The organism is Micromonospora sp., from assembly GCF_048594385.1.
Lineage (GTDB): Bacteria > Actinomycetota > Actinomycetes > Mycobacteriales > Micromonosporaceae > Micromonospora > Micromonospora wenchangensis.
The window spans coordinates 1-14,276 of the sequence record NZ_JBMDWU010000458.1 but is presented as its reverse complement, the minus strand read 5'-3'; the positions used below and the strand labels follow the sequence as shown (position 1 = coordinate 14,276).

Sequence of the window (14,276 nt, the reverse complement as noted above, 5' to 3'; positions counted from 1 at the left end):
GCCCTCCCACCGACCCGCCTCCCACCGACCCGCCCTCCATCGACGAGCCACCCGCCCGCCGGCCGCCCGCCGCCCGGGCTCCCGTCGACGACCTGCCGACCGGCCTGCCGGTCGACGGGTCGACGGGTCGGCACGCCGTCGGCGCTCCCGGTGTGACGCAGCCGGGCGGCGCGTCTTCCGGTCCTCACCCGCCGCGGCAGAGCCGTGGCCGATAGTCTCGCGGCATGTCGGAGCACTCAGCGAACCCCTCAACGACCGCCGCGACCGGTCGCGCCCGCGCGGTCAAGGCCGTGATCCCGGCCGCCGGCCTGGCCACCCGGTTCCTGCCGGCCACGAAGGCGGTGCCCAAGGAGCTGCTACCGGTGATCGACCGCCCGGTGCTCCAGTACATCGTCGAGGAGGCCGCCCAGGCCGGCATCGGTGACGTGCTGCTGATCACCGGCCGGGGCAAGACGTCGATGGTGGACCACTTCGACCGTCGCCCCGACCTGGAGGCCCGGCTGGAGGCCAAGGGCGACGCGGACCGGCTCGCCGCGGTCAAGCGCCCCAGCGAGCTGGCCGAGATCTACACCTGCCGCCAACCGGAGCAGCTCGGTCTCGGCCACGCCGTCGGCTACGCCGAGTCGCACGTCGGCGACCAGCCCTTCGCGGTGCTCCTCGGCGACGAGTTCGTCAAGCCGTCCGAGCCGCTGCTGCCGGCCATGTTGGAGCTCCAGGCCCGCACCGGCGGGGTGGTGCTGGCCTTCTTCGAGGTCGACCCGGCCGAGACCAAGCGGTACGGCATCGCCTCGGTCGCCCCGGCCGAGGCCGAGCTGACCGACATCGGCGAGGTCGTGAAGGTCACCGGCATGGTGGAGAAGCCCCAGCCGCAGGACGCCCCGAGCAACCTGGCCGTCCTCGGCCGGTACGTCCTGCCGGGGCGGATCTTCGACGCGATCCGGCGTACCGAACCGGGCAGCGGCGGGGAGATCCAGCTGACCGACGCGATGGAACTGCTGCGTAGCGAGGGGGTGCCGGTGCACGCGATCGTCTACCGGGGCACCCGCTACGACACCGGCATGCCGCTGGGCTACCTCCAGACAGTCGTGCAGATCGCCGCCGAGCGGGAGGACCTCGGCACCGAGTTCCGCGCGTGGCTGACCGAGTTCGTCAACAACGGCGACGAGACGGTCACGGCGGCGGTCCTCAACGGGGTACGCGACGCGGCGGGCGGCTCCGGTACATGACCTCGACGGCCGACGCCGAGGCGGCCGCGAACGAGTTGACGCCGCTCGCCGACTACCTGGGCAGCGTGCTGCGCAGGTTGCGCGCGCTGCCTCCACTCGACCTCGACCTCACCCAGGCGTACGGCAACGTCCTCGCCTCGGACGTCGTCGCCCCGCACTCGTTCCCCGCCTTCGACCAGGCGGCGGTGGACGGGTACGCCGCGCGCTGGGAGGACCTCGTCGGGTACGGCCCGGTCCCCACGCAGGGGCCGGGCCGTCCGGTACGCCTCAACGTGGTCGGTGACCTGGGGGCGGCGAGTTGGCGGCCGGTCCGGCTCACCCCCGGCTCGTGCTTCTCGGTGGCCGCCGGTGCGCCCATGCCGATCGCCGCCGACGTGGTGGTGCCGGTGGAGTGGACCGACCAGGGCATGGCCGCGGTGGAGATCTTCCGTACCCCCAAGCGGGGGTACGGCGTCCGCCGCGCCGGTGAGGAACTGCCCGCCGGCACCGTCCTCGCCCGCGCCGGCACCTACGTCGCCCCGGCGTTGGTGGCCGTGTTCGCCGCCACCGGCATCGGGCACGTGGTGGTCCGGCCCAGCCCCCGGGTGGTCATCGTGGCCACCGGTGACGAACTCGTCGACGTGGGCCGGGGCAGCCAGCCCGGTCAGGTGGTGGACGCCAACTCGCACGCGTTGACCGCCGCCGCCGCCGAGGTGGGCGCGTTGGCGTACCGGGTGGGGATCTGCGACGACGACCCGGAGGGGCTGCGCGGCCTGCTGGAGGACCAGACCCTGCGGGCCGATCTGATCATCACCACCGGCGGCACCGGCACCGGCCCCGGCGACATGGTCCGGCGGATCCTGTCCCGTCGGGAGGGCGGCCGGGCCGGGCCGGTGACGTTCACCGATGTGGCGCTGTACCCCGGCACGGCCCTCGGGTTCGGTACCGTCGGCGCCGAGGAGGTGCCGGTGGTGTGTCTTCCCGGTGAGCCCGGTGCGGCGTTGATCGGTTTCGAGGTGCTGGCCCGGCCGGCGATCCAGCTGCTGGCCGGCGCGGAGCCGGTGTTCCGGCCGAGCGTGCGGGCGCACCTGCTGGAGACCATCTCGTCGCCCGGCGGGCTGCGGGAGTTCCGGCCCGCGCACGTGGCCGAGCGGCGCGGCGGGGGCTACACGGTGCAGCCGCTCAGCGGTGGGCCGTACACCCTGTCCGGGCTGGCCGAGGCGAACGGCCTGATGGTGCTCGGCGAGCGGGTGACCACCGCGGCGGCCGGCTCCACCGTGGACGTGCTGCTGCTGGACCGGCGGCGGTGAGCCGGCCCGGGCGTGCCGACGCCCCGGTGGCGGACGGGAGGTCGGCGCGGTGAGCTGGTTCGGGCGGGCACCGGGATGGCCGGTGGTGCTGATGGACGGTCCGGTGGTGCTGCGGCCGTACCGCCGATCCGACGCCGGCGCCTGGTCGTCGGTGCGCCGGGCGAACCGGGCCTGGCTGGCACCCTGGGAGTCGCATCTGCCGGGCAACTGGGACGAGACGAACTCGCCTGCCGCGTTCCGTTACGTGCACGCCGACCAGCGGCGCTCGGCGCGTACCGGCGAGGGGATGCCGTTCGCGGTCTGCCTGCGTGAGGACGGCCGGGAGCAGCTGGTGGGGCACCTGAACGTGGGCAACATCGTCCGGCGGGCGTTCTGCTCCGGGTACGTCGGCTACTGGGTGGACTCCCGGGTGGCCGGGCGCGGGGTGATCCCCACCGCGATGGCGCTCGCCGTCGACCACGCGTTCGGCGCGGGTGGACTGCACCGGGTCGAGGTGAACATCCGGCCGGAGAACAAGCCGTCCCGGCGGGTGGTGGAGAAGCTGGGCTTCCGCGAGGAGGCGTACCACGTCCGCTACATGCATATCGACGGTGCCTGGCGTGACCACATCGGATACGCGATGACCAGCGAGGAGGTGGCCGCCGAGGGTGGTCTGCTGGCCCGCTGGCACCGGATGCGTCACGACGCCGGGTGAATCGTCCCACGCGTGGGATGCGGCGCGGCGTGTCGGCATCCCGGTCGGCGGCCCGTAACCTCAAGTAACTGCAAGCTGCGGCAAGCGCTGCCCGGCCGCAGGATCTGCGCCCAGGGCGAGATTTCGGGGAAGATCCTGCTGTCGAACGGCGGTTGCCCCGAATTCGGTGACGGGAGGGGTGAGGGTGCCGACCTCGGTGCTCCTCGCCGTCCTCGCCGCCGCCGGTCTGCTCGCCCTCGCGCCGGCGCTGGTCCGCCGGTACGACGCCACCGAGCGGCTGGTGGCGGAGCGGGCGCAGTCGACGGCGCGGGTGCTCCAGCGCCGCCGGCGGCGTCGTACTGTCCCCGGGCGGCGGCCGGTCAACCAGCCCCGCGCGCTCGTGGTCACCCTGGCCGAGGACGCCGCCACCGGGAACCTCGGTGTCCCCGTCTCCGCGCCGCCGGCCCGCCGCGCCGCCCCGCCCGCCAAGCGTCGGTCGGGTCGCCTGCGGGCCGTGCCGCCCACCGCCCGGCAGGCCCGCCGCCGTCCGCCCCGGCACCACACCCCGGCCGTCTACCGGCGGCGTCGGGTGCTCGCCGCGCTGCTGCTGCTCAACTTCGTCGAGCTGGTCGGCGTGGTCGTGGTCAGCCCCGGCTTCTGGATCAGTTTCTCGGTCACCGCCACCCTGCTCGTGGTGTACGTCGTACACCTGCGGCGGCGGGCGCTGGCCGAGCGTCGGCGGCGGCGGATCCGGGCCCGGGAGGCCGCCTGGCTGGCCGCCCGGCAGGCCGAGGTGCGCCGGGAGCAGGCCCGTCGGGCGGCGGCCCGCCGGGAGGCGCAGCGCCGTCTCGCCGCGCAACGCGAGGCGGTACGCCGTACCGCGATGGGCCTGGACCGGCCGACCGGCCTGCCGGCTGCGGCCAGCGGGGGCGGCTCGGTGTCCTACCGCCGCTCCGGCGGCCTGCGTGGCCGCCCCTACCAGTCCGGCCGCGACCCCCGCTGACCCCACCCGGGCCACTGCCCCGGTGATCGACCGGGCGTCCCGGTGATCGACTCGCCGGGGCCGGAACAGCGGCTTCCGGGCGGTCGGATGCCGCTACCTGGGCCCACGGTCGCGGGCGGACCGCCGGGGGGCGTGGCGGGAGGGGTGATTCGCCCGGGAGGCGGGTGGGCTGTTAGTCTTGGTGCCGGCCCGCCCGGTGAAAGCCGGGTGGGACCGAAGCCGGTCCACCGGCGGAGGGGCTGTGGCGCAGTCTGGTAGCGCACCTCGTTCGCATCGAGGGGGTCTGGGGTTCGAATCCCCACAGCTCCACCAGGAAGTTCATGATCAAGGGTGGGTCTCCGAGCAGGGGGCCCGCCCTTGATCATGTATCCCGGGTCGACGGGGCCGCTCAGGGGAGGGTGACGCCGTAGGCGGCCAGGATCTCGGCGACCGGCTGGTAGTAGGTGCTGCCCCCGCTGGTGCAGTTGCCGCTGCCGCCGGAGAGGATGCCGATGATCACCCCGGTCGCGGCGACGTAGAGCGGGCCGCCGCTGTCGCCCGGCTCGGCGCAGATGTTGGTGCGGATCAGCCCGGACACGCTGCCCTCGGCATAGTTGACCGTCTGGTTGAGGGCGGTGACGGTGCCGCACCGCACGCCGGTGGTGGAACCGCTGCGGCAGACGGCCTGCCCGACGTACGCGGTGCCGACGCCGTTGAGGGTGAGCAGCCCCGGATACGTGTAGACGGCGCTCGGGTGGCTGACCCTGCCGGTGTAGCGGACCAGGCCGTAGTCGTTGACCGGGAAGCTGCTGCCGGTCCGGGTGCCCAGCGCGGTCGTCTGACCGCTGTCGGCGTACCAGGTGGTGGCGGTGGCGGTGCAGTGGCCGGCGGTGAGGAAGTAGTACGTGCTGCCGCTGTGCACGTTCGCGCCCAGTGAGCACTTGGCACCGCCACCGTAGATGCTCTGCCCACCGGCGATGAGCAGGCGCAGCCGGCCGGGTTCACGGCGCACGTCCGCGCCTTCCCGTGCGGCGAGGGCGCGCAGCGCGCGTAGCTGCTCCGGCGCGACGGTGTCGTCGACGGTGAGCGTCGGCCGCCCGGTCGTCGGGTCCGGGCCCCACGCGGTGCCGACGGTGCGCACCTGTGCCAGCCCCGCCGGGACGGGTGGGCCGCTGACGCCGGGGTGGGCGGCAGCCTGGTGGTCGACGCCGGTATACGCGGCGGCCGGGGTCGCCGGCAGCAGGGTGACGGCCAGGGTCAGGGCGACGAGCGAGAGACGACGCATCCCCCACCTCCAAATCGATCGCTGTGGGTCGATGCGTCAAGCATCCGCCGGTGCCGGACCCGATTCAAGACACGGCAACGATCCCGGCCCCGCGACGCCGACGGGCCGGCCCCCTGCCAGGGGCCGGCCCGTCGGACAGATCGGTGATCAGGGCTTCCAGGAACCGGCCGCCTTGAACTTGTGCTGGTACTCGACCACGCCGTTCTTGTCGGCCACGTCGAACACCACGGAGCCGGCACGCTTGCTGCCGGCCGGGATGCCGCTGCCCGAGTCGAGCAGGTCGCCACCGCAGCCGGAGAACGCGCCGGCCAGGCCGTTCACCGTGGTCCCGTCGTCGGCCACCCACTGGAAGTAGAACGGGTTGATCGACGAGGTGCCCTTGGTCACCGTGGCGGTGACGTCGGCGATCAGGTACATGCCCTTGTTGGGCGGCGGCGCGAACGAGCGGCAGCCCTTCGTCGAGGTGCTGAAGCTCCGCAGGGTGATCTCGATGGTGCCGTCGTCGTCGCTGATCACCAGCGTCTGGCCGGCCCTGAGGTTGAACGCCTGGTCGGTGGACGACGGCGCCGCCGACGGCGGGTCACCGGGCAGCCCCGGCGCCGCCGTGACACCGGGGGTGGGCACCGAGGGCCGGTACTCCCGGGCCGCGTCGTCGGCCTGCCTGCCGCCGGCGACCACCAGGGCGATGATGCCGCCGCAGCAGAGCAGCGCCACCAAGGCGACCACCAGGCCGACGACGATCCAGACGTTCTTGGTCGACGAACCGGCCGGCTTCGCCGGACCCAACGGATAACCGGGCCCACCGGGCGGTGGCGGATATCCCCCGCCGGGCGGCGGGTAACCCCCGCCGGGCGGTGGCGGATAGCCGCCACCGGAGACCGGCGGGTAGCCCGCGCCCGACACCGGCGGGTAGCCCGCACCGGAGACCGGCGGCGTGCCCCCGGGCTCGGCCGCCGGCTGCGGGGCCCCCGAGACCGGCGGCGGCGCGGCCGGCGTCGGGGGGGCGGACGGGTCGGGGACCGGGGGCGGCGGTGCGGTCGGGTCGACCGGGTAGTACTGCCCGGGTGCCGGCGGGAACGGCGGCGGAGCCCCGGGGGGCGGCTGGTGCGGGTCCTGGGGCCCGTAGGGGGGCTGGGGCTGGTTCACCGTACTCCTCGTTCGACGGTCGGCACTCGGGGAAGGCGGGGTGGCGGCAACGGGTCAGGGCAGGTGCAGCACGGCCGCGGTGCGGACCAGGTCGTCCTCGACCGCGAACCGACCGGTGACCACGGTGGGCGGGTCCGCCACGGTGGCCGCCGACACCCGGGCCGGGGCGATCCGGGCGGTGAAGACCCCCGCGTCCGGGTCCAGGTCGACGGTGGCGTCCAGGAAGTCCAACCAGGAGCCCACCACCGGATGCCAGACCTTGTAGACGGTCTCCTTGGCGCTGAACACCACGATCGGCCAGCTCACCCCGCCGGGGAGCCGGGCCAGCCGGTCCTTCTCCTCGGGGTGCAGGATCATCCGGTGTACCCCCGGGTCGAGGTCGCGCTGCCGTTCGGCGTCCATGCCGACCGCGCGCAGGTCGCTGCTGCGGGCGACCGCGGCGGCGCAGTAGTCCCGGGTGTGGGTGATGGTGCCGACCAACCCAGCCGGCCAGACCGGTGCCCGGCTCGGCGCGGAGGGGACCGGCGTGGGTGCCAGGCCGAGGGCGGTCATCGCCCGTCGGGCACAGACCCGACCGGCGGTGAAGTCCCGCCGTCGGCGCTCCACCGCCCGCTCGCCCAGCCCGGCCCGTTCCTCCGGGAGCAGCTCACCGACCCAGTCGGCGGTCCCGGCGACCGCCACCGAGACGGCCGCCGGCAGCAGGTCACGCATGAACCCACCCCTTTCCGGTACGACCACGCCCGGTCCGCCCGGTGCGCGGACCAACGGCCATGGCTGGTGAACGTACCGCAACCGGGCGACACGGCAGGGTCCCGTGGCGGCCCGGTCCCCTCCGGCGCGGCGGCGGCCACGCCCGACGGGACCGGGCACCGGGTGGGTCAGGGTCGGCGGGGCCGGCGGGTCAGCGCGAAACCGACCACCCCGGCGACGGCGGCGAGCGCGCCACCGACGGTGCTCCACGCCCAGCGTGAGCCGAGCGCGGGCAGCCAGTCGCCGTCGAACCAGTCGTCGTCGGCCTCGGCGGGGGCCGCCGCCGGGTCGCCGGTCAGCACGGCACCGGCCCGGGTGTTCGGCACCAGCGGCGCCTTCAGCTCACCGTCGTCGCGGGAACCCTCGCCGTCGGCTGCGAGCAGCAGTTCGACGTCGACCGGCTGCCCCAGGTCGGCCTCGGGCAGGTCGGTCACCGACAGCCGGACGTAGTAGGTGCCCGGCAGCGGGTCGGCCGACCACGGCTCCGCCCAGGAGCGCACCTGGCGCAGCGTGCAGCCCAGTGCCACGCTGCCCGCCGAGGCGGCGACCGTCGGGGTCTGCGCCCCGGCCGTGCACGCCTGCCGGCGGCGCAGCCCGTCGAACACCTCCACCGTCCAGGTGGACGCGCCGGTGCGGGCCTTGGGCAGCGACACCGTCGCAACGATCTCGTGCCGTTGCCCGGCCGAGGCGGGGAACGACCAGTACAGGAAGTCGCCGGTGGAGGCGTCGACCCGGACCGGTTGGCCGGCCGTGATGCCGGTGGCGGTCAGGAACGACGTCCCGGCCCGGGTGACCGGGGTGGCCCCGGGGGAGGGGGTGGGCGCGGCCGTGGCCGGGGCCGGGGCGGCGAGCAGGGTCAGGCCGGCGGCGGCCAGCGCCGCGCCGCCCCGGATGATCGGGGTACGCATCAGTTCGTCCTCCACGTCGCCACCCACCAGCGGGTGAGCAGTCCGACGACCAGGCCGGTGAGCAGGCCGGCCAGGGTGAGCAGGAGCAGCAGCACCCAGCCGCGCCCCAGGTCCGGTGCGGTCGGTGCGGGTGACGAGGCGACCACGTCGATGGTCAACTCGATCGGCATGCCGGGTTCGGCCCGGGTTCCCGGACGCGGCGCGAAGGCGTTGCTGACCACCAGGCAGACGGTGGTGGCCGGCACCGGCGTGTCGGTCGCCGACGGGCTCGGTGACGCCCCGTCCTCCGTCTGCGACCAGCGCAGCCCCGCCGACACGACGTCGGTACGGCCGCTGCCGGCGTCGACGCCCCGGACCAGTTCCCGCCCGTCGGTGGCGGTGGCCCGCAGCAGCACGGCGTGGTCGGGGTTCACCGGGCGGTCGAGCGCCACGCTGACCGACGCGCGCAGCTCCTGCCCCGGCCGGACGGGCACCCGGTACCACCGGTGCTCGGAGAACGCCTCCCGGTCGGCGTAGACGCCGGGGGCGAGCAGTGGCGCGTCCGCGCACTCGCCCCGCCCGGTGACGACGGTCGGGGCGGCGGTGTAGGTGTCCTTCGCCCGTTCGACGAGCTGCTTGATCCGGCCGGTCAGCTCGTCGGCGCTCTGTGCCGCCGTGTAGGTGCCGCCGGTGGCGGTGGCGATGCAGAGCAGTTGCCGGCGGACCTTCTCGTCCGGGGCCAGGCCGAGCGTGTCGACCACCAGCTTGGTGCCCTGCGCGGCCAGTTCCCGGGCCACCTCGCACGGGTCGGGCGGGGCGCAGGTGTCCTCGCCGTCGGTGATCAGCACGATCCGGCGGGCGGTCGTACCGGTGCCGAGGTCCCTGGCGGCGGAGCGCAGGGCCAGCCCGACCGGGGTGAAGCCGGTCGGGCGCAGCGTCGCCACGGCCGCCTTGGCCGCCGTCCGGTCCACCGGACCGACCGGCACGATCTGCTGGGTGTCCAGGCAGCCCTGCTTCTTGTCCTTGCCCCGGTAGGTCGCGCCGAGCACCCGGATGCCGAGCTGGGTCTCCTCGGGCAGCGCGTCGACCACCTCGTTGAACGCCTGCTGGGCGACGGAGATCCGGCTGCGTCCGTCGATGTCGTTGGCCCGCATCGAACCGCTCACGTCGAGCACCAGCTCGACCTTGGGCGGCTCGGTGGGCTCCTCACCTTCGGCGCGGGCGGGTGCGGGGCCGGTCAGCGTGGTCGCCGCCAACACTCCGATCAGGACGGCCGTCGATCGTCGTCTCGTGTTGATCACCGGGCGAAGTGTAGTGAGATCCATAGTGGAGCCCCACCGGGGTGCGGCGGTGGGAGTCTCGACGACGGGATCGACCAGCCGGCACCCCGGGTGTTCGGTCGACCGCCCGGCCCGTCGTTCGGACGAGGGTCGTGACCGTCCGTTAGATGCTAGATGTAAACCATTTGCCGCGCGATGCATCGGTCGGAAATCTGACCCAAGTCGACCCGTTGTGCCGGTGGCACAACGTGGTTAAGCTCTCCTTGCGCGCCCCAATCGCCCGCTTCCCCCGTGGCAGGCGATCGGGGCGCGCCCTTTTGTTCCGGCACGCGCGTGGGACACCTCCCGGCGTCGTCGATCCCCCGCCCACGGTCGGGCTCCCCGCCCCCGTCAGCGTGGCCCCCTGAGAGCCCCTGCCGGCGTCGCTCCCGCTCCCGCTCCCCCTGCCCGGCCCCGGGTCGGAGCCGGCAACCCGCGTCGCGTCCACTGGGGAGCCGCGACGGCGGGGGTGCCCGGAAAGACGTCCGCCCCACCGGCTCCTGCCGACGGGGTTGGGAACCCGGGCGGCAGGGACGGTGGGGCGGGCGGCGGGTGCGGGGGCCGGTCAGATCCAGCGGCCGTCCAGCCACATCCGGGCGGACCAGTCGTCGTAGGGCAGGATGTTGCCCACGAAGATCGGGTAGAAGTAGGCGAAACAGAGCGCCACCAGCAGCACGTACGCGCCGACGATGACCCCGCCGACCAGTCGCCGGTCGGCGAGCTGTTCCGCCGCCGCCGCGTCAGCCTCCGCGACGACCACGACGGCCTTCGGCTCGGCCGGCTCGCCGGTGTCCGGTGGACTGCCGTCCGGTCCCGTGCCGTCGCGCGCCGCATCGTCCGGTGCGGTGCCGACCCGACCGGCCGGGGTGGCGCGCTCTCCGACGGTGGGGGTGGCGATCGCGCCGAGCACGTACACCACGCTCAGCACCAGGAACGGCAGTGCCGGGGCGGCGTAGAAGGAGAACATCGTCCGGCCGTCGAGGGCGTACCAGAACCAGGGCAGCAGTCCGGCGGCCACGGCCACCAGGAACGCCCCGGCCCGCCAGTCGCGGCGCGCGATGCCGAGCCAGAGCGTGGCGGCCAGGGCCGGCAGGAACGACCACCAGAGCAGCGGTGTGCCCAGCAGCAGGATCTCCGACGCGCAGGTGGGTGCGCCGCACGCGCCGTCGCCGGACCAGTGGAACGCCACCGGCCGGCCGAGCAGCAACCACTGCCAGGGCCACGACTGGTACTTGTGTGCGGTTTCCAGGCCGGTGTGGAACTCGAACGCCGCCTTGTGGTACTGGAACAGGTTGGTCAGCGCGCCGATGACGGGGGTGTCGCTGAGCCCCGGCACGTTCGGGTACCGGGACGCGATCCGGTAGTAACCCTGGTCGGAGAGCAGCCACCCGGACCAGGTGGCCAGGTAGGTGCCGACCACCAGCAGCCCGGCGAGCACCAGCCAGGGCAGCTCGTCCAGGAGCGCGTCGCGCCACGGCCGGCGGACCCCGACCGACCGGCGCAGGCCGACCTCCCAGAACAGGACCAGCAGCCCGAAGGCCGGCACGAACCAGATCGCGCTCCACTTCACCGCGCATGCGCAGCCGAGCAGCACCCCGGCGAGCAGCCGCCACCAGGGCCAGTTCCGCCAGCCACCGGCGGGGCGACCGGCCCGGCCGGCTGCGGTCGGGTCGAGGCCGGCGTCGAGCGCGCGGGCCCAGCGCCGCCGGCGGGCGTCCCGGTCGAGCACCAGCGCGCCGAAGGCGGCCAGGATGAACAGCGGCAGGAAGATGTCGAGCAGCGCGGTGCGGGAGAGCACCAGGTGGAAGCCGTCCAGGGCGAGCAGCAGGCCGGCGGCGCAGCCGAGTGTGGTGGAGCGGAACAGCCGGCGGGCGATGCGGGTGATCATCAGCACCGTGAGGATGCCGGCGACCGCCGAGGCGATCCGCCAGCCGAACTCCGGGGCGGTGGTCATCAGGTGGCCCGGCACGGAGATGTTGGTCTCCGCGTCCTGGTAGCCGAAGGCCCACTCGCCGAGCCCGATCAGCCACTTGCCCAGCGGCGGGTGGACCACGTACGACGGGCCGTTGTCCTTGTAGTTCCACTCGACGCCCTTGTCGATCAGGCCGTAGCCGTCACGGGCGTAGTAGATCTCGTCGAAGATCTTGCCCTTGGGGCTGCTGAGCCCGAGCAGCCGCAGGACGGCGGCGATCGTCACCACGACGGCGGTGGCGATCCACGAGTTCACGTCGAGCCGGGACTCGACGGTGGCGAGTCGTCGCCGGACGATCGCCGGCACGCCGCCCCCTCCACCCTCGGGAGGGGGTGCCTCCGGGTCGGTCCGGTCCGCGCTCGCACTCTGTGCTGTCGACGCACTCGTCACCCGGCGATCGTAGGCTGCGAAGGTGCCCGGTGGCGCCCGTCGTCCCCGAGATTGGTACGAGTATCGATGAAGGAGCGCGCCACGTGGGTGAAATGTCCGAGATTGGGCGCCTGATTCTGCTCGGCGCGCCCCTGGGCAACCCGGCCGACGCGTCCGCCCGGCTGCGCGACGTCCTCGCCACCGCCGACGTGGTCGCCGCCGAGGACACCCGCCGGCTCGCCCGGCTCGCCCGCGACCTCGACGTCACCGTCGGCGGGCGGATCGTCTCCTACTTCGAGGGCAACGAGGAACGGCGTACCCCGGAACTGGTCGACGTGCTCCGGGAGGGTTACCTGGTCGCGCTGGTCACCGACGGCGGCATGCCCAGCGTCTCCGACCCCGGCTACCGGCTGGTCACCGCCGCCCTCGACGCCGGGGTGCCGGTCACCTCGGCCCCCGGCCCGAGCGCCGTCACCACCGCCCTGGCCCTGTCCGGGCTGCCCTGCGACCGGTTCTGCTTCGAGGGTTTCCTGCCCCGCTCGCCCGGCGGGCGGCGGGCCCGGCTGCGTGCCCTCGCCACCGAACCCCGCACCCTCGTGTTCTTCGAGGCCCCGCACCGGATCGCCGCCGCGCTGACCGACCTGGCCGCCGCGTTCGGCGCGGACCGGCCGGCCGCGCTGTGCCGGGAACTGACCAAGACCTACGAGGAGGTCGTCCGCCGGCCGCTCGGCGAGTTGGCCGACTGGGCCGCGCGGGAGGAACCGCGCGGCGAGATCACCCTCGTCGTCGCCGGAGCGCCGCAGGCCCCCGCCGAACGCCCCGACGACGACACCCTGCGGGCCCAGGTGGCCGAGCGGGAGGCCACCGGGATGTCCCGCCGGGACGCGATCAGCGACGTCGCCACCGGGTACGGGCTGCGCCGCCGGGACGTCTACGCCGTCGTGCACCGGTAGGCAGGGCCGGCGCTCACCAGGCGGCGACCAGGAAACCCAGGGTGATCAGCACCGGTCCGGCGTAGCCGCCGCCGGTCGCCCAGCGGCGCTGCCGGGGGTCGGCCAGCAGGGTCGCCCCGGTCCACCTGACGATCCCCGCCGCGCAGCCGGCCACCGCCAGCAGGCCGAGCAGCCAGCGCAGGTGCCGGCCCACCCCGGTGTCGGCGTACGCGGTGTCCGCGTCCGGTCCGGTCACCCGCGCCGGCAGGGTCGAGCCGGCGGCGGTGCGTTCGGCCGGCACCCCGCTGACCCGTACCCCGTGGGTGCGGAACCGGTCGGCTTCGGCGGTGAAGATGCCCCGGCAGCGCTGGGTCAGCCCACCGCCCGAGCAGTCGGTGACCACCGCCGTCCCGGCCGTGGAGTGCCCGACGGCCAGCCAGAGCGGCCCCGCGCTCACCCAGGCGAAGAACGCCGCGACCAGGCTCAACGCCAGCAGCACGGCGAGCCCCCGGATCGGGTCCGGCGGAGCGGGGGTACGGGCGGGGCGACGTCGGCGCGGGGTCCGCAGCCGCTGCTTCGGTTCCTTGCGCAGCGGGGTGCCGTCCCAGTGCACCTGTTCGATCGGTGCCCAGAAGAACCCGTCGTCGTCCGGCTTCTCCCCGGCCCGCCGGAGGGCCCGTGGCTGGCGGACCGGCACCCGCCGGGGCACCGCGTCGACCGGCGCGCCCGTGGTCGGCTCGACCTCCACGGCCGCGTCGTCCGGGCCGGGGCCGGGGCGTGGCTGCGGCGCGACGGCCGAGCCGCGTGCCGGCGGAGCGTCCCCGGGGCCGGGGCGTGGTCGCCGGGTGCCGGCCGTCGACTCGTCGTGCCCCGATCGTCTGCCCGTCACGTCAGCCATTGGACACCGGGTGGCGGTCGGTGTCCGTGAGCTGACTCCGCGTGTCGGTGGGCAATTCCCGGCGACGGCGATTCGACGTCGGCGTGGCGCGGTGACCCTATTGGTTCGCCGGCCGCCGACCCGGGTCACTAGGCTTGCTGGTCATGAGTCACGTTCTCGCCGCGGTCGCCTGGCCCTACGCCAACGGTCCGCGCCACATCGGCCACGTGTCCGGCTTCGGCGTACCCTCCGACGTCTTCGCCCGGTACATGCGGATGGCCGGTCACGACGTGCTCATGGTCTCCGGCACCGACGAGCACGGCACCCCGATCCAGGTGCAGGCCGACGCCGAGGGGGTCACCCCGCGCGAGCTGGCCGACCGGTACAACCGGGTGATCGCCGAGGACCTGCTGGCGCTGGGCCTGTCCTACGACCTGTTCACCCGCACCACCACCCGCAACCACTACGCGGTGGTGCAGGAGCTGTTCACCGGGCTGCACCGCAACGGCTACATCGTCCCCAAGGTCACCACCGGGGCGATCTCCCCGTCCACCGGGCGGACCCTGCCC

The 14,276-nt window shown here is 74.5% G+C and carries 13 protein-coding genes and 1 tRNA gene; 7 read left to right on the top strand and 7 right to left on the bottom strand.

Annotation, left to right across the window (positions count from 1 at the left end):
• Nucleotides 1-224 precede the first annotated feature (224 nt).
• From ACOJTC_RS25040 to ACOJTC_RS25020, 5 genes are all read left to right on the top strand, one after another.
• Nucleotides 225-1,226, top strand: a complete 1,002-nt coding sequence (locus ACOJTC_RS25040; RefSeq protein WP_357928963.1) for a UTP--glucose-1-phosphate uridylyltransferase — start codon at nt 225-227, stop codon at nt 1,224-1,226.
• The gene (gene glp / locus ACOJTC_RS25035; RefSeq protein WP_204927381.1) at nt 1,223-2,515 is read left to right on the top strand and encodes a gephyrin-like molybdotransferase Glp; all 1,293 of its coding nucleotides are present in this window, start codon (nt 1,223-1,225) and stop codon (nt 2,513-2,515) included. The genes ACOJTC_RS25040 and glp overlap by 4 nt, the downstream gene beginning before the upstream one ends.
• 91 nt (nt 2,516-2,606) lie before the next feature.
• Entirely contained in the window at nt 2,607-3,209 is a 603-nt protein-coding gene (locus ACOJTC_RS25030; protein ID WP_204927525.1) for a GNAT family N-acetyltransferase, read from the top strand.
• A gap of 178 nt (nt 3,210-3,387) precedes the next feature.
• Nucleotides 3,388-4,191, top strand: a complete 804-nt coding sequence (locus ACOJTC_RS25025; protein ID WP_420118727.1) for a hypothetical protein — start codon at nt 3,388-3,390, stop codon at nt 4,189-4,191.
• Nucleotides 4,192-4,426: 235 nt separating this feature from the next.
• Nucleotides 4,427-4,503 (top strand) — tRNA-Ala (locus tag ACOJTC_RS25020).
• A gap of 76 nt (nt 4,504-4,579) precedes the next feature.
• Here ACOJTC_RS25020 and ACOJTC_RS25015 read toward each other — a convergent pair.
• The 6 genes from ACOJTC_RS25015 to ACOJTC_RS24990 form a co-directional block, all read right to left on the bottom strand.
• Nucleotides 4,580-5,455 carry a S1 family peptidase gene (locus tag ACOJTC_RS25015; protein ID WP_420118726.1) on the bottom strand — a complete coding sequence of 292 codons (876 nt, stop codon included), beginning with the start codon at nt 5,453-5,455 and terminating at the stop codon, nt 4,580-4,582.
• A 147-nt stretch (nt 5,456-5,602) separates the two neighbouring features.
• Nucleotides 5,603-6,601, bottom strand: a complete 999-nt coding sequence (locus ACOJTC_RS25010) for a hypothetical protein (protein ID WP_420118725.1) — start codon at nt 6,599-6,601, stop codon at nt 5,603-5,605.
• Between the two features lie 54 nt (nt 6,602-6,655).
• Nucleotides 6,656-7,312, bottom strand: a complete 657-nt coding sequence (locus ACOJTC_RS25005; protein ID WP_204927385.1) for a 4'-phosphopantetheinyl transferase family protein — start codon at nt 7,310-7,312, stop codon at nt 6,656-6,658.
• Between the two features lie 167 nt (nt 7,313-7,479).
• The gene (locus ACOJTC_RS25000; protein WP_357929237.1) at nt 7,480-8,259 is read right to left on the bottom strand and encodes a peptidase; all 780 of its coding nucleotides are present in this window, start codon (nt 8,257-8,259) and stop codon (nt 7,480-7,482) included.
• Nucleotides 8,259-9,539 carry a VWA domain-containing protein gene (locus ACOJTC_RS24995; RefSeq protein ID WP_420118724.1) on the bottom strand — a complete coding sequence of 427 codons (1,281 nt, stop codon included), beginning with the start codon at nt 9,537-9,539 and terminating at the stop codon, nt 8,259-8,261. Before ACOJTC_RS24995 ends, ACOJTC_RS25000 begins: the two co-directional genes overlap by 1 nt.
• 583 nt (nt 9,540-10,122) lie before the next feature.
• Entirely contained in the window at nt 10,123-11,919 is a 1,797-nt protein-coding gene (locus ACOJTC_RS24990; RefSeq protein WP_420118723.1) for a dolichyl-phosphate-mannose--protein mannosyltransferase, read from the bottom strand.
• Between the two features lie 92 nt (nt 11,920-12,011).
• Here ACOJTC_RS24990 and rsmI point away from each other — a divergent pair, with 92 nt between their 5' ends.
• Nucleotides 12,012-12,851, top strand: coding sequence for a 16S rRNA (cytidine(1402)-2'-O)-methyltransferase (gene rsmI / locus ACOJTC_RS24985; protein ID WP_420118722.1), 840 nt, complete (start codon nt 12,012-12,014; stop codon nt 12,849-12,851).
• A 13-nt stretch (nt 12,852-12,864) separates the two neighbouring features.
• Here rsmI and ACOJTC_RS24980 read toward each other — a convergent pair whose 3' ends face one another.
• Nucleotides 12,865-13,728: a hypothetical protein gene (locus tag ACOJTC_RS24980; RefSeq protein WP_420118721.1), complete on the bottom strand. Its 864-nt coding sequence runs from the start codon at nt 13,726-13,728 to the stop codon at nt 12,865-12,867.
• A 143-nt stretch (nt 13,729-13,871) separates the two neighbouring features.
• Between ACOJTC_RS24980 and ACOJTC_RS24975 the strand changes: the two genes are divergently transcribed.
• The coding region (locus tag ACOJTC_RS24975; protein ID WP_420118720.1) for a class I tRNA ligase family protein at nt 13,872-14,276 on the top strand (405 nt) is incomplete at its 3' end.